Below are 15,532 nucleotides of genomic sequence, written 5' to 3' on the forward strand. Positions count from 1 at the left end.
TGAGGAGAACATCATGCGTCGACGGGTTGCCCCCCTGCTGGCCGCGGTCGCGATCGCGTCCTGTTTCGGCCTGCCACACCCCGCGGTGGCGGCGCCCGAACCCCCGCCGCTGACCGTCAATGTCGCCGACACCGACACGATGGGGCGCGTCCTCACCGATCCGGACGGGCGCACGCTCTACCGCTACGACCTGGAGAGCGCCGGGACCGCCGGCTGCGTCGGCCCCTGCACGAACACCCACAAGCCGCTGCTCAACCCGCCCGGCGCCGAACTCCGGCTGCCGCCCGGCATCGCGGGCACACTCGGCACCGTCGCACGGCCCGACGGCGGCGACCAGGTGACGTACGACGGCTCCCCGCTGTACTGGTCCACCGCGGACCTCGAGCCGGCCGACACCAACGGAGCCGATCTGCACTGGCATGTGATCAACCCTCGGAACGCGCCGGTACCGGCAGGGACGAGGGGCTGACGGATCCCGGTAGCCTCCGGCCGCCCCGGCGCCACAGCCACGTGATGTCGCGGCCGAACGACCAGACGAGCAGCGCGAGGGCCAGCAACACGGCCCCGACGGTCGCCTCGTGCGGCAGGATCCCGGCGCCCGCGACCAGCAGCACGATGCCCTGCAGGGCCGCCACCGTCTTGCGCGCCATGCTCGGCGGCAGCGCGGCGTTCAACCACGGCAGCACGCGGGCGGCGGCCACGAAGGCGTACCGCATCGTGCCGATCAGCAGCACCCACGGGCCGAGCGACATCGCGACGTACACGCTCAGCACCAGGATCAGGAACGCGTCGACCTCCATGTCGAAGCGGGCACCCAGCGCCGAGGACGTTCCGGTGCGGCGGGCGACCTTGCCGTCGACGCCGTCGAGGATCAGGGCGACCGCCGTCAGACCGACCAGCAGGGTGACCGGGGGCGAACTCTGGAAGGAGTCGGCGACCAGGGCGGTGACGCCGCCGACCAGGATCGCCCGGCCCAGCGTCACCCGATTGGCGGGGCCGAACGAGCGGGGCTGCGAGCGGCGCAGAGCGCGGGTCAGGACCGCCCAGGTGGCGATCGCGAAGGCCAGGCCGGTCAGCCAGCCCGCGGGCCCCATCCCGATCGCCGTGCCCAGCAGAGCCAGCAACAGGAGCTGCACACCCGCTCCCACCGTGGTCTCCTGCGCCAGGAGCCTCGCGTCGTACGTGTTGTTCAGGGCCACCGCACATCCTCCGGCCGTATGACAGAGTCGATCAACGCCGCGTACAGTGCGCGGCTTGTCACCGCTCCGTACGTGAAGATCTGCTGAAACGTTCAGGGGGACGCTCATGGAACTCACAGCTCGCGCCTTCTGGCTCCGGTCGCCCGGGCACGGCGAGATACGGGAAGTCGCCCTTGCGGCGCCCGCCGAGGGGGAGGTGCTGGTGCGCACGCTCTGCTCCGGGGTGAGCCGGGGCACCGAGACGCTCGTCTTCCGCGGGGGCGTTCCGGAAAGTCAGCATGCTTCGATGCGTGCACCGTTCCAGGACGGCGATTTCCCCGCACCGGTCAAATACGGCTATCTGAGCGTCGGCAGAGTGGAGGAAGGACCCGTGTCGCTGCGCGGGCGGACCGTCTTCTGCCTGTATCCGCACCAGACGCGGTATGTCGTCCCGGCAAGCGCCGTCACGGTCGTACCGGACTCGGTGCCCGCCTCGCGCGCCGTGCTCGCCGGGACCGTCGAGACCGCGGTGAACGCCCTCTGGGACGCCGCGCCGCTGATCGGCGACCGGATCGCCGTGGTGGGCGGCGGCATGGTCGGCTGCTCCGTCGCCGCGCTCCTCGCCCGTTTCCCGGGCGTCCGTGTCCAGTTGGTCGACGCGGACCCGGCACGCGGCGACATCGCCCGCGCCCTCGGCGTCGACTTCGCGCTTCCCGAGGACGCCGCCGGCGAGTGCGACCTCGTGGTGCACGCGAGCGCCACCGAGGCGGGGCTCACCCGGGCGTTGGAACTCCTCCGCCCGGAGGGGACCGTGCTCGAACTGAGCTGGTACGGCGACCGGCGCGTCAGCCTGCCGCTGGGGGAGGCCTTCCACTCCCGGCGCCTTGTCGTGCGCAGCAGCCAGGTGGGTTCCGTTTCCCCGGCACGCCGGGACAGCAGGACGTACGCCGACCGGCTCGCCCTCGCCCTCGAACTGCTCGCCGAACCCGCCTTCGACGCCCTGATCACCGGCGAGTGCGGCTTCGAGGAACTGCCGGACGTGATGGCGAAGCTCGCCTCCGGATCGATACCCGGGTTGTGCCACCGGGTGGTCTACGACGACGTTTGAGCACACAACAGCCTGCCTGACCTCCAACGACTCCAAAGAAAGGGGAACAGGCAGCTGAACAAGGAGAACGGGGCAGCCGTACTACACGGCGTGCCCCCGGCAGGGGATCAGACGCACCGCACCTGGAGGGTCGTCCGTTGTTCAGCATCACCGTCCGCGATCACCTGATGATCGCCCACAGCTTCCGTGGCGAGGTCTTCGGCCCCGCGCAGCGCCTGCACGGGGCGACGTTCCTGGTGGACGCCACCTTTCGGCGCGCCGAGCTGGACGACGACAACATCGTCGTCGACATCGGTCTGGCCACCCAGGAACTCGGCGCCGTCGTGAGCGAGTTGAACTACCGCAATCTCGACAGCGAGCCGGCCTTCAAGGGCACCAACACCTCTACGGAGTTCCTGGCCAAGGTCATCGCCGACCGTCTCGCCGACCGTGTGCACGCCGGGGCGCTGGGCGAGGGCGCCCACGGCCTCGCGGGCATCACGGTGACGCTGCACGAGTCGCACATCGCCTGGGCGAGTTACGAGCGTGCCCTGTGACCGACACGACCCTGGACCAGGCGTCCCTGAACAGGGGCAACGCATCCCTGAATTACGTGCCCGTACAGAACGCGGCTCTCAAGAACGCCGAGATCATCCCCATGTCCCTGCGCTCCGTGCACTTCGTCATGCCGGGCGGCGTCGACGACCCGGCCGCGCCCAGCGGCGGCAACGCCTACGACCGGCGGCTCTGCCTGGACCTGCCCGGCTTCGGCTGGCAGGTCCACCGGCACGCCGTCGCGGGCAGCTGGCCCAGCCCCGGATCCGCCGCCCGTACGGAACTCGCCCGTACGCTCCGTGACTTGCCGGACGGCACGGTCGTCCTGCTCGACGGACTCGTCGCCTGCGGCGTCCCCGAGATCATCGTCCCCGAGGCCGAACGGCTGTGCCTCGCCGTTCTGGTACATCTGCCGCTCGGCGACGAGACGGGACTCGCGCCCGCCGTGGCCGCCGACCTGGACGCCCGGGAACGTACGACACTGCGGGCCGTGTCGGCCGTCGTCGCCACCAGCGACTGGGCGGTCCGCCGGCTCGTCGCCCACCACGGGCTCGCCCCCGATCGCGTCCATGTCGCCGCGCCCGGCGCCGACATCGCGCCGCTCGCCTCCGGCACCGACGGCGTCTCGCGGCTGCTGTGCGTCGCCGCGGTGACCCCCCGCAAAGGGCAGCACCGCCTTGTCGAGGCCCTCGCGACCGTCACCGACCTCCCCTGGAGCTGCGTCTGCGTCGGTGGACTCGGCCAGGATCCGGCGTACGTCGCCGGGCTGCGCGCCCTGATCGAGAAGTACGGCCTCGGCGACCGGCTGCACCTCGCCGGACCGCAGGCCGGGGCCGAACTCGACGCGAGCTACGCCGCGGCGGACCTCATGGTCCTCGCCTCGTACGCCGAGACGTACGGCATGGCCGTCACCGAGGCCCTCGCGCGCGGTATTCCGGTCCTCGCGACGGACGTCGGCGGCCTTCCCGAGGCGGTCGGGCGCGCACCCGACGGCGGGGTGCCCGGCATCCTCGTACCACCGGAGGATCCGGCGGCCCTCGCCGCGGAGCTGCGCGGCTGGTTCGGCGAGGCCGACGTACGCCGCCGGCTCAAGGCGGCCGCGCGTGGGCGCCGGGCCGCGCTGGACGGCTGGGCCACGACGGCCCGCAGCCTGGCCGGCGTGCTCGGCCGACTGCCCCGGGAACCTCGGAGGGCGGCGTGAGTACGGCGACGACTCCCGCGGGGGTGCCGGGGCGGGACGCGGCGGTGCCCGACGGGTCCGGGGAGATTGCGAGGACTGGTGTGCCTGGTCAGCGAGTCGATGCGACCGAAGCCGACGACGTGCCTCGATACGCCCCCCAGTGGCTCCAGTTGCGCGAGGGCGCCGACGCCGGCGCGCGGGCGCCCGAGCTGCTCGACCCGTTGCGCATCCGGCTGGCGAACCGGCCGGGGCGCGGCGGCGACCTGGTGATTCACGATCTCGGCTGCGGAACCGGCTCCATGGGCCGCTGGCTCGCCCCCCGTCTGGACGGCGCCCAGCACTGGATCCTGCACGACCGGGACCCGTATCTGCTGCACTTCGCGACGGTGGGGGCGCCCCGGGCGGCCGCCGACGGCAGCGGCGTCACGGTCACCACGCAGCGCGGCGATATCGGCCGGCTGACCGTCGACGCCCTGGCCGGGGCCTCACTGGTGACAGCCTCCGCGCTGCTCGACGTGCTCACCGGCGAGGAGATCGACCGGCTGGCGGCTGCCTGCGTGGGCGCCGGCGTCCCGGCCCTGCTGACACTGTCCGTCGCGGGGCGGATCGAACTCGCGTCGGCCGACCCGCTCGACGCCGAGTTCGCCGAGGCGTTCAACGCCCACCAGCGGCGCGGCGAGCTGCTCGGCCCCGACGCCATCACGGCGGCCTGCGAGGCCTTCGGCCGGCACGGCGCGACCGTACGGGTGCATCCGAGCCCTTGGCGGCTCGGCCCCGACGACGCCGCGCTCATCGAGGAGTGGCTGCGCGGCTGGGTCGGCGCGGCCTGCGAGCAGCGGCCCGACCTCGCGGCGCACGCGGAGTCGTATCTGCGCTCCCGCCTGGCGGCGTGCGCCGCGGGCGAGTTGCGGGCAGTGGTCCACCACAGCGATCTGCTGGCGCTGCCCCGGCCGACGGGTGGTGCGACGTGAGCGCGGGGGCGGAAGCAGTGGGGGTGGACGCGGGCGCCATCCGTACACATACGAAGGACACGAGCACGGGCGTGGCCCGCAGGCGCAGGACTCGTGCCCGGGCGGGCGTGGCCCGCACCCTCGGCAAGGCGGCCGTCCTCCGCATCCGCGGCGAGGCGGAGCCGATCCCGGCCCCCAGCACGGCGGGCCTGCCTCACGCCCGCGGCGCGGCGGAGCCGGTCGAGGGCGACGGCGGGGCGGGGTCGCCCTCCGCTCGCAGCGGGGCGGGCTCGACTCCTGCTCGTGGCGCGGCAGATCAGGCTGATGTCCGTAGCCTGGCAGGCCGGGCTGCCGCCCGTGGCGCGGCGGAGCCGGTCCGGGCCGACGGCGAAGTGGGCTCGACTCCCGCCCGCGGCGCGGCAGATCGGGCTCACGTCCGCAGCACGGCAAGCCAGGCTGCTGTCCGCGGGCCGGCGGAGCCGGTCCGGGCCGACGGTGGGGCGGGCTCGACTCCCGCCTGCGATGAGGCGGCCCCGACCCGGGCCAAGAGCGCGGCGGATGCGCCGGCCGTCGACAGCGAGGCGGCCTCGGCCCGTGTCCAGAGCGCGGCGGCTTCGATGCCCGTCGGCAGCAGCGAGGCAGCACCGCCCCGTACCCGACCCACGGCCGGCCTGCGTGCCCGGCTCGGCTCTCGCAAGGTTCGTACCCACCTCGGCACCGTCGCCGGTGTCGTCATCCTCGGTGTGCTGCTCTGGCGGCTCGGTACCGGGGTCTTTCTGGACGGGCTGCGGCGGATCGACGGTGTGACGCTGCTGGCGGCGGTCGGACTCGGGCTGCTCACCACGGTGTTGAGCGCGTGGCGGTGGAGTCTGGTGGCCCGTGGACTGCGGATCCGGCTGCCGTTGGGGTCGGCGGTGGCGGACTACTACCGGGCGCTGTTCCTGAACGCGGCTCTGCCCGGCGGGGTTCTCGGCGATGTGCACCGTGCCGTACGGCACGGGCAGAGCGCCGGGGACTTGGGGCGCGGAGTGCGGGCGGTGGTGCTCGAACGGACCGCGGGACAGGCGGTGCTGGTGGCCGTCGGGGCGGCGGTGCTGCTCACAGAGCCGTCTCCGGTGCTCGCCGACACCCGGCAGTTCGCGGTGATCCTGGCGACCGTTTCGGTGTGCGGAGTGGTGACCGTGGGCGCCGTGCGCAGGGGCCGGGCACCCGGCCGCTCCCAGCGGTACGGGGCCGTCCGCGCCGCGCTCACCGAGGCGCGGGGCGCTCTGCTCGCCCGGGGGAGCTGGCCCGGTGTGCTGCTCTCGTCGGTGCTGGTGCTGGCCGGACATCTGGCCATGTTCGTGCTCGCCGCCCGGGTCGCTGGATCCACCGCGTCCGCCACCCAGTTGATGCCGCTGGCGCTGCTGGCCCTGCTCGCCATGGGGCTGCCGCTGAACGTCGGCGGCTGGGGCCCCAGGGAGGGCGTCACCGCCTGGGCGTTCGGCGCCGCGGGGCTCGGCGCGAGCATGGGCCTGACCGTCGCCGTGATCTACGGAGTGCTCAGCTTCGCGGCGAGCCTGCCCGGCGCCGTTGTCCTGGTCGTCCGGTGGTGCGCGGCGCTCCGGCGCCCCCGCGAGGAGAGCGCAGGAGGGCACGATCAATGCCGACGATCAACGACCGCCGAGGTTCCCGTTTCCGAGGCGTCCGAGGGCAGCGTCTTGGACGTCACCAGGGAGAAATACGCACCGAAGGAATCGGTGAGCGCCGCCAGCAGTTCCTTCCCCTTCTCGGCGGAGGCCATCGAGGGACGGCCGATGACACCGGACTCGGTATAGCCGGACATGCCGAGGGTGAGCAGATGCCGCCGGTCGTCGGCGAGGAAATCGGAGGTCTCGTAACCGGCTTTGACGAATTCCGGATGGGCGTGCAGAAGAATGGAGGTCTCGATTTCTCCCGCATGCATATCGCTGAGCAACGAGGTCTGCACACCGGCCCGTTCGCGCGCCGCTTCCCAGTCCTCCATGGCCGGGAAAAGCGCCATGCGGGTACCGCTGCCGGTGGATTCCTGAACCACATTGCCCAGGACGTAATTTCCGCCGTGCCCGTTGACCAGCACCAGGGTGTCGACGCCCGAGCCGCGCAACGAGTCGGCGATGTCCCGTACCACCGCGTGCAGCGTGACGGAGGAGATGCTGACGGTCCCCGGCCAGGCCGCGTGCTCGTGCGAGCAGGAGATCGTCACCGGAGGAAGGAGATGGACCGGATACGCGGCGGCAACCTCCCGCGCGATGGCGCACGCGACCAGTGTGTCGGTCGCCAAGGGCAGGAACGGACCGTGCTGTTCGAAGCTGCCGACGGGAAGGACGGCGACCTGACGGGCGACACCGGCCCCCCGCTCCCGCACATCCTCCGTGGTGTCCAGCGGCAACAGACCGGATACCGTCGAGCGCGTTCCCGAACTACTCATGTTTTCACGGCCCTTTCGACTCTGCTTAGGAACCAGATCATGACAGATAACTTTGGCGTACTCGGCGGGAATGCCCACCTCACAGGTGTCGAACGAGTCGTGATTGCCCCCTTGCCCACCAAGTACGGCGATTTCCATGCCGTCGGCTACCTCGACCACGATCGGGGCGAGGAACAAGTGGCCCTGGTGTACGGGGACTTGGACGCCATTGCGGAGGGCGATGTGCTCACCCGGCTTCATTCGGAATGCCTGACCGGAGACGCCTTCGGATCCACGCACTGCGAGTGCGGCCCCCAGCTCGCCGCCGCACTGCGCGCCATCGTCGCCGAGGGCCGTGGCATCCTCGTCTACCTCCGGGGCCACGAGGGCCGGGGGATCGGCCTGCTCGCCAAGCTGCGCGCGATGAAGCTCCAGGCGGAGGGACTGGACACCGTCGAGGCGAACCTCGCCCAGGGCCTCCCGGTGGACGCCCGCGACTACGGGGTGGCGGCGGAGATACTGCACGACCTCGGCGTACGGTCCGTACGGCTGCTGTCGAACAACCCGCGCAAGCGGGAGTCGCTGCTGCGCAACGGCATCAAGGTCGCCGAGCAGGTGCCGCTGCTGATCCCGCCGTGCGAGGAGAACCTCAGCTATCTGCTGACCAAGCGGGAGCGCCTCGACCACTACCTGCCCCACCTGGACGGCGGCGATTGGGCGCAGGCGATCTTTTGCGGATCGGCGAAGACGGTTATCACTGAGGAATGACCGAAGACGACGAACACGACGGACCCGACGAAGACGCCGTCGGCCCGCTGTACCTCTCGGGTGAGCAGGTCGGGGAGCTGCTGGACACCGACGCGGCGATCGCCTCGCAGCGCGCGGCCTTCACCGCGCTCGGTGACGGCACCGCGGAGCTCCCGGGGAAGATCATGCACCCCAGCCGCTTCGACGACAGCGTCGTCTTCGCGTATCTGGCCCGGCTGTCCGCGGACACCGGCGCGGTCGCCAAGATCGGCAGTGTCAATCCGGGCAACACGGCAGCCGGGCTGCCCACCATCCACGCGGTGATCAACGCGCTCGACCCGGTCACCGGGCAGCTCGTCGCCGTCATGGACGGCACCGCGGTGACGACCCTGCGGACGGCCGCGGCCAGCGCCGTCGCCTTCGACGCGCTGGCCACCGCCGACAGCGCGGAGCTCGGCCTCCTCGGCTCCGGCACCCAGGCCGTCGCCCACGCGCGGGCCGTCGCCCGGGTGCGAGAGCTGCGGTCCGTACGGGTGTGGAGCCCGAACCCGGGGCGACGGGCGCACGCGGCGCGGCGTCTCGCCGCCGAGCTCGGTGTCGCCGTCAAGGCCGTCGACACGGCCGAGGAAGCCGTGGCCGGCCTGCCGATGGTCGCGGCCTGCACCCTCAGCGCCACGCCCGTGGTGCGCGGCGAGTGGCTGGCGCCGGGCTGCACGGTCGTCAGCGTCGGCTCCTTCGAACCCACGCGCAGCGAGGTCGACGCGGAAGTCGTACGGCGAGCCGCCGCGGTGGTCGTCGACGATCCGCGGACCGCGGCGCAGCACGCCGGACCGGTGGTCGACGCCCTGCGGGACGGCCGGCTCAGGCGGGCTGACCTGATCCCGCTCGGCGGCGTGCTCACCGGCCGGCACACCGCTCGTACGAGCCCCGACGACATCGTCTTCTACAACAGCGTCGGTATCGGCATCCAGGACGCCGCCGCGGCCTGGGCCGTGATCGACGCGGCCCGGGCGAGGCGGGCACGCCGATGAACCCGAGCCGGGCGGACGCGCCGATGAACAGGACCGCGCAGGTCGTCGTCATCGGCGGCGGTGTGATGGGCACGAGCATCGCCTACCACCTGGCCCGCGCCGGGGTGCGGGACGTGGCGCTCGTGGAGCGCGACGAACTCGCCTCCGGGTCGACCTCGCGAGCGGCGGGCGGGGTCAGGGCCCAGTTCTCCGACGAGCTCAACATCCAGCTCGGCGCCCGCAGTCTGGAGGCCTTCGCCCGCTTCGGCGAGGAACCGGGCCAGGACATCGGGCTGCACCGGGTCGGCTATCTGTTCCTGCTCTCCACGCCCGACGAGGTCGCCGCGTTCGAGGCCGGCGTGCGGCTGCAGAACACGCTCGGTGTGCCCAGCCGCATGATCGAGGCGGCCGAGGCGCGCCGGCTGTCACCGCTGATCACCACCGACGGGCTGCTGGCCGCGGCCTTCTCGCCGGACGACGGCCACTGCACGCCCGAGTCCGTGGTCCATGGCTACGCGGCCGGGGCCCGCCGCCATGGCGCGACCGTGCTGCGGCACTGCGAGGTCACCGGCATCGAGACGCACGGCGACACCATCACGGCCGTGGTCACCGACCGGGGCCGGATCGCCACCGACACGGTCGTCTGTGCCGCGGGCGCCTGGTCGCGGGCCGTCGGCGCGATGGCCGGCGTGGACCTCCCGGTGCAGCCGCTGCGCCGCCAGGTCGCCGTCACCGAACCGGTCCCGGGACTGCCGCCCGAGCTCCCCATGACCATCGACTTCACGACCAGCCTCTACTTCCACACCGAGGGCCCCGGTCTTCTCCTCGGCATGTCCGACCCCGACGAGACCCCCGGCTTCTCCACGGAGACGCACGACCGCTGGATCCCACACCTCTACGCGGCGATGGAGCGTCGCGCCCCCGCCCTGCTCGACCTGCGCAGGACGGGCGGCTGGGCGGGCCTGTACGAGATCACCCCGGACCACAACGCGTTGATCGGTGAGGCGAGTTCGTGCTCGCGCTTCCTGTACGCGACCGGCTTCTCGGGCCACGGCTTCCTGCAGGGCCCGGCCGTCGGCGAAATCGTCCGCGACCTGTACCTCGGTCGCGCCCCTTTCGTCGACATCGGCCCCCTGAGCGCGGACCGCTTCGCCACGGACGCGCTGCGCCCGGAGGTCAACCTCGTGTGAACCGCCGAGTCAGTCGAGCATCGCCTCGTGCACGAGCCGCTTGAGCTCGGGGAAGAGCGAGTTGGACGTCGTCGGGCGGACCTGGGTGAAGAACTGGACGGTCAGGTCGCGGCGCGGGTCGACCCAGAACGTCGTACTGGCCACTCCGCTCCAGCCGAACGCGCCCTCGCCGGCGGGGGACCGGGTGACGTCCGGGTCCACCACGACGGAGACGCCGAGGCCGAAGCCGAGGCCCGCGTTGCCGGGTTCCTGGTGGACGGGGCTGCCGAAGGTGCGGCGGTCGGCGTTGCCGGGGAGGTGGTTGGAGACCATCATGTCCACGGTCTCGGGCCTCAGCAGGCGCGTTCCGTCGAGTTCGCCGCGGCGGCGGAGCATCTCCGTGAAGCGGTGGTAGTCGTGAGCGGTGGCCACCATGCCGCCGCTGCCGGACAGGAAGCGGGGGCGACCGTGCAGCGGCAGCCCGGCGATCGGGGTGATCCCGCCCTTGTCGTCCTCCCCGTACAGCTCGGCGAGCCGGCCGGCCTGCTCGTCGGTGACGCAGAACCCGGCGTCCGCCATCCCGAGCGGGGAGAAGATCCGCTCGCGGAGGAAGTCGTCGAGATCCTGGCCGGACACCACCTCGATGACACGGCCGAGGACATTGGTGGCGACCGAGTAGTTCCACTGGGTGCCCGGCTCGAACTGGAGCGGCAGGGAGGCGTACACGTCGATGGTCTCGGCCAGGTTCGCGCCCGGTGGCACCGACGACTCCATACCGGCGTCCCGGTAGAGGGCGTCGACCGGGTGGGAGTAGTAGAAGCCGAAGGTCAGGCCCGCGGTGTGGGTCAACAAGTGGCGGAGCAGGATCGGTTGTCCGGCCGGGCGGGTCTTCGTGTCGGGGCCGGATCCGCTGACGTAGACCCGCGGGTCGGCGAAGGCGGGGAGGAAGTCGCCCACGGGATCGTCGAGTCCGAGTCGCCCCTCTTCGAGGAGCATCAGCGCGGCGACCGAAGTGACCGGCTTGGTCATGGAGTAGATCCGCCACAAGGTGTCGCTCTCCACGGGGAGCCGGGCCGCGCGGTCACGACAGCCGTACGTGGTCAGGTGCGCGATACGGCCGTGCCGGGCCACGGACACGAGGTAGCCGGGCAGCCGGCCGTCGTCGACCAGGTGGGTGAAGTGCTGGTCGAGGCGGGCCAGCGCCTTCGGATCGAGGCCGGCCTCGCGCGGCTCGACCTCCTGTCGCAGGTGTCCCATGACTCTCCTCCGAGCTGCGGCTCCAGTCCTTCATGGTCTCGTACGGATGGTGGAAGCGTCCCCCCGGGGGACCTTGACCGGCGGTCACGACACCCGCGCGACCCGGAAGCCTCAGGGCGAGCAGCACACCGGTCGCGGACACCGTCGCGAGCACCGTCAGCGGGGGACCCGTCGCGACACCGGTCGTGAGCGTCATCAGCGTCGCCGCCGCGGCGACCCCCAGCGTGGGCCCGACGTTCATCGCCGTCTGCTGGAGCCCGCCCGCCACGCCGGCCGACTCCGCCGAGGCATGGCGTACGACAACCGCCGTCGCGGCGACCATCACCGCTCCGAAACCGGCGCCCAGCAGCAGGAAGCCCGCGCCGATCGGCACCGCGGTCGACGCCTCGTCGAGCCGGGACAACACAACGACGCCCAGCGTGAGGACGCCCATCCCGGCCAGGGTCGTCGGCCGTGCGCCGAACCTGCGCAGGAGTACGGCGGAGAGGGGAGCGCCGAGCACCATCATCACGGCGCCGGGCAGTGCCCTCAGGCTGGTCTGCAACGGGTCCAGGCCCAGGGTCTCCTGGAGGAAGTAGCTGCCGACGAACAGCGTGCCCAGCATCGAGGCCGACGCGGCCACCAGAATGCCGAGGGCGGCGCCGATGGCCGCCGAGCCGAGGACGTCGGACGGGACCAGCGGGCTCGCGGTACGGCGTTCATGGCGTACGAACGCGGCTCCCGCGACCGTGACGACGACCAGCCCGAGCACGGTCGCCGCCGTCCAGCCCGCCTCCGGTATCCCGACCAGCGTGTGCACCAGACCGGCCAGGACCAACGCGAGCAGACAGGCGCCGGGCACATCAGGTCCGCCCGCCGGGGTTCCGCGTCGGACCGGGCCGCGGACGGCGAGCGCCAGTGCACCCATCACGAGCGCGGGCACCACGTTCAGGAAGAAGACGGCGCGCCAGTCGAGATGGGTGACGAGCGCCCCGCCGACCAGCGGACCGGCGGCGGCGAGACCGATGGCGCTCGTACGCAGCGCGATGGGCATCCCGAGCCGGTCGGGAGGATACGCGGCGCGCAGCATCCCGAGCGTGGCCGGTTGCAGCAGCGCGCCGAAGACGCCCTGCGCGACCCGCAGCCCGATCACCCAGCCGATGCCGGGCGCGAAACCGATCCCGGCCGACGTGGCGCCGAAGCCCAGAATGCCTGTGGCGAAGACCCGTTGATGGCCGTACCGGTCCCCGAGCCGGCCCGCGAACACCAACAGGCTTGCCACCGCGATGAGATAGCCGGTGCTGGTCCACTGGACCTGCGCGAATGAGGCGTGCAGATCACGTTGCAGCGTGGGCTGGGCGACGGTGAGCACGGTTCCGTCCAGGGCCACGATCACGGCCCCGAGGACGCTGCTCGCGAGGGTGATCCGGCGATGGACCGCCGAGCCGGGTGGGTTCACCGCTCCTCCGGCCCGAGATGCGCCTGAATCGCGGCATGCAACAGGGGTACGAAGTCGTCGGCGCCCGTGGCGAGTTGGAGGCTGCCCCAGCCCCACAGCTGGGCGATCCCGTGCAGGTTCGCCCAGAGCGCGCCCGCGACGACCGGGCCGTCGGCCTCGGGCCGCACCCGGCCGACCAGGTCCACCAGGACACCGAACAGCGGCAGGCTCGTCTCCCGCAGCCCCAATCGTCCGCTCTCCAGCAGATCGTGACGGAACATCAGCTCATACATTCCGCTCTGGGTGACCGCGAAGTCCAGGTACACCCTGCTCAGCGCCATGAGTTGGTCGCGAGGGCTCGCCTCGCCGTCACCGATCGCCGTCGCGGCCCGGGCGCCCAGGTCGGCGAAGCCCCGGCGCGCGATGGCGGACAGCAGATCCAGGTGCGTCGGGAAGTAGCGGCGCGGGGCCCCGTGGGAGACGCCGGCGCGCCGGGCGATCTCCCGCAAGGTCAGGACCTGTGCGCCCTCCTTGGTCACCAGATCGACACCGACCTCGACCAGCCGGTCCCGCAGCCCCATCTCCGATTCGCTCATAGACACTGTCTACCAGGTCGCGTAGACAGTGTCTACGCGGGAATGAGGATCGGCTCCCGGAGGTTGATCGAGACATGACTCAGGACGCGACGCAGGACGCACTGCTCAAGCTGCTCTCCGAGTACAAGGGCGGGGTGCTCGTCACCCTCAAGAAGGACGGGCGGCCACAGCTGTCGAACGTCAGCCACGCCTACTACCCCGACGAGCGGATCGTCCGGGTCTCGCTCACCGACGACCGTGCCAAGACCCGCAATCTGCGCCGGGACCCACGGGCCTCGTATCACGTGACCAGCGAGGACCGCTGGGCGTACACGGTCGCCGAGGGCACGGCCGAGCTGACGCCGGTGGCCGAGGACCCGCACGACGAGACCGTCGAGGAGCTGATCCGGCTCTACCGTGACGTCCTGGGCGAGCACCCCGACTGGGACGACTACCGAGCCGCCATGGTCCGCGACCGCCGTCTCGTGCTACGGCTGCATGTGGACCGGGCGTACGGCATTCCCCGCGGACGCTGAGCCGTTGTCGTTGCCGGTGCCCCCTGCTGGATCGGTGCGCGGGCGGCGGACAGGCCTTAGGCCACGCTGCCGCGCCGCTTCGGAAAGCCGTGCGCGCGAGCCGCGCTCACCACGGCCAGGACCGGCAGCAGGAGACCGAGGACGGCCCACGGAAAGGACGTCGACCCGAAGAGGTCGAGGAGGACTCCGCCCGCGACGCCTCCGCCCGCCATCGCCGCGTTCCACAGGGTGACGAGCATGGCCTGCGCGGCGTCGGCCGCGTCGCCGCCCGCATCGGCGACAGCCGTCTGCAGCAGGGTGGGTACGCCACCCCAGCCGAGACCCCACAGCGCCACCGCGACGAACACGAGCGCGGAGCTCTCCGCGAGGAGCGCCAGAGTGGTGGCCGCCACCGCGACCAGCAGTGTGCTCGCGACGGTGAGAGCGCGCAGCCGCCGGTCGATGTGCGCGCCCACGATCCAGATGCTCACCATGGACGCGCCGCCGAAGACCAGCAGTACGAGGTCGGTCGAGCCGCCCATGCCCAGGTGTGCGAGGAACGTGGCGATGTACGTGTACAGGATCGTGTGGGCCAGCACGAAGACCAGCGTCACGAACAGGACCGGGACGACGCCCGGGACGCGGAGGGCACGGAGCATCGGGGGCCGCCCTTCCTGCCGCTGCCCCGGCTGCTCTGGAACGACCGCCGCGATCCACCCGATCAGCGCGACGGCGAGCGCGGTCATCAGAGAGAACGTCACCCGCCAGCCCAGCAGGTCCCCGAGGAACGTCCCCGCGGGCACCCCCAGCGACAGCGCCACCGGGATGCCGGTCATGACGATCGCGATCGCCTTGCCCTGCAAGTGAGGTGGCGCCAGACGCCGTGCGTACCCGGCCAGCAGCGCCCAGGCCAGACCCGCGGCCACCCCGGCGACGAACCGGGCCACCATGGTCAACGGGTACGCCGTCGAGGCGGCCGTGACCGTGTTGGCCGCGGCGAACCCCGCCATTGCGGTGAGCAGCAGTCGTTTGCGTCGCCAACCCGAAGTGGCCGCCGACAGAGGGATCGCCGTGAGGGCGGTCCCGACCGCGTAGATCGTGACCGACTGCCCCATGGCGGACTCCCCGACACCGAGGTCGGCACTCATCGCGGGCAGCACTCCCGCGGGCAGTGTCTCCGTCAGGCTGGTGATGAACACGGCGGTCGCCAGCGCGAGGAGGGCCCCGAGAGGGAGCTTGTCGTGGTCAACTCGACTGTGCGGAAGGGTTGGTTGTGCCGTCGTTTCGCTTCGCATGCCGCGTATGGTCGAGCCTGACATTGGTGTCAGGTTCAAGACGCCGGCCGTGCGGATGCGGCGGAAGCGGGGAGTGCGGGGGGATGCTGGATCCCGTCTCGTTGGCGGCCATCACGGCGATGTTCGGCGCCGTCGGACTGCGATGGATCTCCCGGACGGCGGAGGACGT

At 72.0% G+C, this 15,532-nt stretch carries 15 protein-coding genes and 1 pseudogene; 10 read left to right on the top strand and 6 right to left on the bottom strand.

Annotated elements, in window-relative coordinates; all coding sequences use genetic code 11:
- The first annotated feature begins 13 nt into the window (after nucleotides 1-13).
- A complete protein-coding gene (locus AB5J53_RS39870; RefSeq protein WP_369250466.1) occupies nucleotides 14-469 on the top strand; it encodes a hypothetical protein in 456 nt (151 codons plus the stop codon).
- Here the strand turns inward: AB5J53_RS39870 and AB5J53_RS39875 are convergent.
- Complete coding sequence (locus AB5J53_RS39875; protein WP_369250467.1) at nucleotides 426-1,199, bottom strand: CDP-alcohol phosphatidyltransferase family protein; 774 nt, start codon at nucleotides 1,197-1,199, stop codon at nucleotides 426-428. The genes AB5J53_RS39870 and AB5J53_RS39875 overlap by 44 nt on opposite strands.
- Nucleotides 1,200-1,305: 106 nt before the next feature.
- On the opposite strand from AB5J53_RS39875, the gene AB5J53_RS39880 reads away from it, so the two are divergent.
- The 5 genes and pseudogenes from AB5J53_RS39880 to AB5J53_RS39900 form a co-directional block, all read left to right on the top strand.
- Nucleotides 1,306-2,286 carry a zinc-binding alcohol dehydrogenase gene (locus AB5J53_RS39880; RefSeq protein WP_369250468.1) on the top strand — a complete coding sequence of 327 codons (981 nt, stop codon included), beginning with the start codon at nucleotides 1,306-1,308 and terminating at the stop codon, nucleotides 2,284-2,286.
- A gap of 137 nt (nucleotides 2,287-2,423) precedes the next feature.
- A complete protein-coding gene (locus AB5J53_RS39885) occupies nucleotides 2,424-2,822 on the top strand; it encodes a 6-pyruvoyl tetrahydropterin synthase family protein (RefSeq protein WP_369250469.1) in 399 nt (132 codons plus the stop codon).
- Nucleotides 2,819-4,021 (top strand): glycosyltransferase family 4 protein, encoded by a 1,203-nt coding sequence (locus AB5J53_RS39890; RefSeq protein WP_369250470.1) that lies wholly within the window; start codon nucleotides 2,819-2,821, stop codon nucleotides 4,019-4,021. The genes AB5J53_RS39885 and AB5J53_RS39890 overlap by 4 nt, the downstream gene beginning before the upstream one ends.
- A gap of 23 nt (nucleotides 4,022-4,044) precedes the next feature.
- Entirely contained in the window at nucleotides 4,045-4,971 is a 927-nt protein-coding gene (locus AB5J53_RS39895) for a class I SAM-dependent methyltransferase (protein ID WP_369252759.1), read from the top strand.
- A 596-nt stretch (nucleotides 4,972-5,567) separates the two neighbouring features.
- Nucleotides 5,568-6,452: pseudogene (locus tag AB5J53_RS39900) on the top strand (lysylphosphatidylglycerol synthase transmembrane domain-containing protein); the annotation flags it as partial.
- Between the two features lie 137 nt (nucleotides 6,453-6,589).
- Here AB5J53_RS39900 and AB5J53_RS39905 read toward each other — a convergent pair.
- Nucleotides 6,590-7,399: a creatininase family protein gene (locus AB5J53_RS39905; protein WP_369252761.1), complete on the bottom strand. Its 810-nt coding sequence runs from the start codon at nucleotides 7,397-7,399 to the stop codon at nucleotides 6,590-6,592.
- A 39-nt stretch (nucleotides 7,400-7,438) separates the two neighbouring features.
- Between AB5J53_RS39905 and ribA the strand changes: the two genes are divergently transcribed.
- The 3 genes from ribA to AB5J53_RS39920 are packed head-to-tail and all read left to right on the top strand — an operon-like array spanning nucleotide 7,439 to nucleotide 10,325.
- On the top strand, nucleotides 7,439-8,146 hold the full coding sequence (ribA, locus tag AB5J53_RS39910; RefSeq protein ID WP_369250471.1) for a GTP cyclohydrolase II: 708 nt from the start codon (nucleotides 7,439-7,441) through the stop codon (nucleotides 8,144-8,146).
- Nucleotides 8,143-9,156, top strand: coding sequence for an ornithine cyclodeaminase family protein (locus tag AB5J53_RS39915; protein ID WP_369250472.1), 1,014 nt, complete (start codon nucleotides 8,143-8,145; stop codon nucleotides 9,154-9,156). Before ribA ends, AB5J53_RS39915 begins: the two co-directional genes overlap by 4 nt.
- Before the next feature lie 23 nt (nucleotides 9,157-9,179).
- On the top strand, nucleotides 9,180-10,325 hold the full coding sequence (locus tag AB5J53_RS39920) for an NAD(P)/FAD-dependent oxidoreductase (protein WP_369250473.1): 1,146 nt from the start codon (nucleotides 9,180-9,182) through the stop codon (nucleotides 10,323-10,325).
- A gap of 9 nt (nucleotides 10,326-10,334) precedes the next feature.
- Here AB5J53_RS39920 and AB5J53_RS39925 read toward each other — a convergent pair whose 3' ends face one another.
- The 3 genes from AB5J53_RS39925 to AB5J53_RS39935 are packed head-to-tail and all read right to left on the bottom strand — an operon-like array spanning nucleotide 10,335 to nucleotide 13,574.
- On the bottom strand, nucleotides 10,335-11,504 hold the full coding sequence (locus AB5J53_RS39925) for a serine hydrolase domain-containing protein (RefSeq protein ID WP_369252763.1): 1,170 nt from the start codon (nucleotides 11,502-11,504) through the stop codon (nucleotides 10,335-10,337).
- Entirely contained in the window at nucleotides 11,386-12,999 is a 1,614-nt protein-coding gene (locus AB5J53_RS39930) for an MFS transporter (protein WP_369250474.1), read from the bottom strand. Before AB5J53_RS39930 ends, AB5J53_RS39925 begins: the two co-directional genes overlap by 119 nt.
- Nucleotides 12,996-13,574, bottom strand: coding sequence for a TetR/AcrR family transcriptional regulator (locus AB5J53_RS39935; protein WP_369250475.1), 579 nt, complete (start codon nucleotides 13,572-13,574; stop codon nucleotides 12,996-12,998). The genes AB5J53_RS39930 and AB5J53_RS39935 overlap by 4 nt, the downstream gene beginning before the upstream one ends.
- A 74-nt stretch (nucleotides 13,575-13,648) precedes the next feature.
- Here AB5J53_RS39935 and AB5J53_RS39940 point away from each other — a divergent pair, with 74 nt between their 5' ends.
- Entirely contained in the window at nucleotides 13,649-14,089 is a 441-nt protein-coding gene (locus AB5J53_RS39940; RefSeq protein WP_369250476.1) for a PPOX class F420-dependent oxidoreductase, read from the top strand.
- 56 nt (nucleotides 14,090-14,145) lie between these two features.
- On the opposite strand, the gene AB5J53_RS39945 is transcribed toward AB5J53_RS39940, so the two are convergent.
- The gene (locus AB5J53_RS39945; protein WP_369250477.1) at nucleotides 14,146-15,363 is read right to left on the bottom strand and encodes an MFS transporter; all 1,218 of its coding nucleotides are present in this window, start codon (nucleotides 15,361-15,363) and stop codon (nucleotides 14,146-14,148) included.
- Nucleotides 15,364-15,532: the final 169 nt, after the last annotated feature.

The sequence above is a fragment of the Streptomyces sp. R41 genome (genome assembly GCF_041053055.1).
Classification (GTDB): domain Bacteria; phylum Actinomycetota; class Actinomycetes; order Streptomycetales; family Streptomycetaceae; genus Streptomyces.

What these genes read in the sequence shown, in the direction of transcription:
- AB5J53_RS39870 (WP_369250466.1), top strand. Translation starts at nt 14, where the DNA reads ATGCGTCGACGGGTTGCCCCCCTGCTGGCCGCGGTCGCGATCGCGTCC.
- AB5J53_RS39880 (WP_369250468.1), top strand. Translation starts at nt 1,306, where the DNA reads ATGGAACTCACAGCTCGCGCCTTCTGGCTCCGGTCGCCCGGGCACGGC.
- AB5J53_RS39905 (WP_369252761.1), bottom strand. Translation starts at nt 7,399, where the DNA reads ATGAGTAGTTCGGGAACGCGCTCGACGGTATCCGGTCTGTTGCCGCTG.
- ribA (WP_369250471.1), top strand. Translation starts at nt 7,439, where the DNA reads ATGACAGATAACTTTGGCGTACTCGGCGGGAATGCCCACCTCACAGGT.
- AB5J53_RS39915 (WP_369250472.1), top strand. Translation starts at nt 8,143, where the DNA reads ATGACCGAAGACGACGAACACGACGGACCCGACGAAGACGCCGTCGGC.
- AB5J53_RS39920 (WP_369250473.1), top strand. Translation starts at nt 9,180, where the DNA reads ATGAACAGGACCGCGCAGGTCGTCGTCATCGGCGGCGGTGTGATGGGC.
- AB5J53_RS39935 (WP_369250475.1), bottom strand. Translation starts at nt 13,574, where the DNA reads ATGAGCGAATCGGAGATGGGGCTGCGGGACCGGCTGGTCGAGGTCGGT.
- AB5J53_RS39940 (WP_369250476.1), top strand. Translation starts at nt 13,649, where the DNA reads ATGACTCAGGACGCGACGCAGGACGCACTGCTCAAGCTGCTCTCCGAG.
- AB5J53_RS39945 (WP_369250477.1), bottom strand. Translation starts at nt 15,363, where the DNA reads ATGCGAAGCGAAACGACGGCACAACCAACCCTTCCGCACAGTCGAGTT.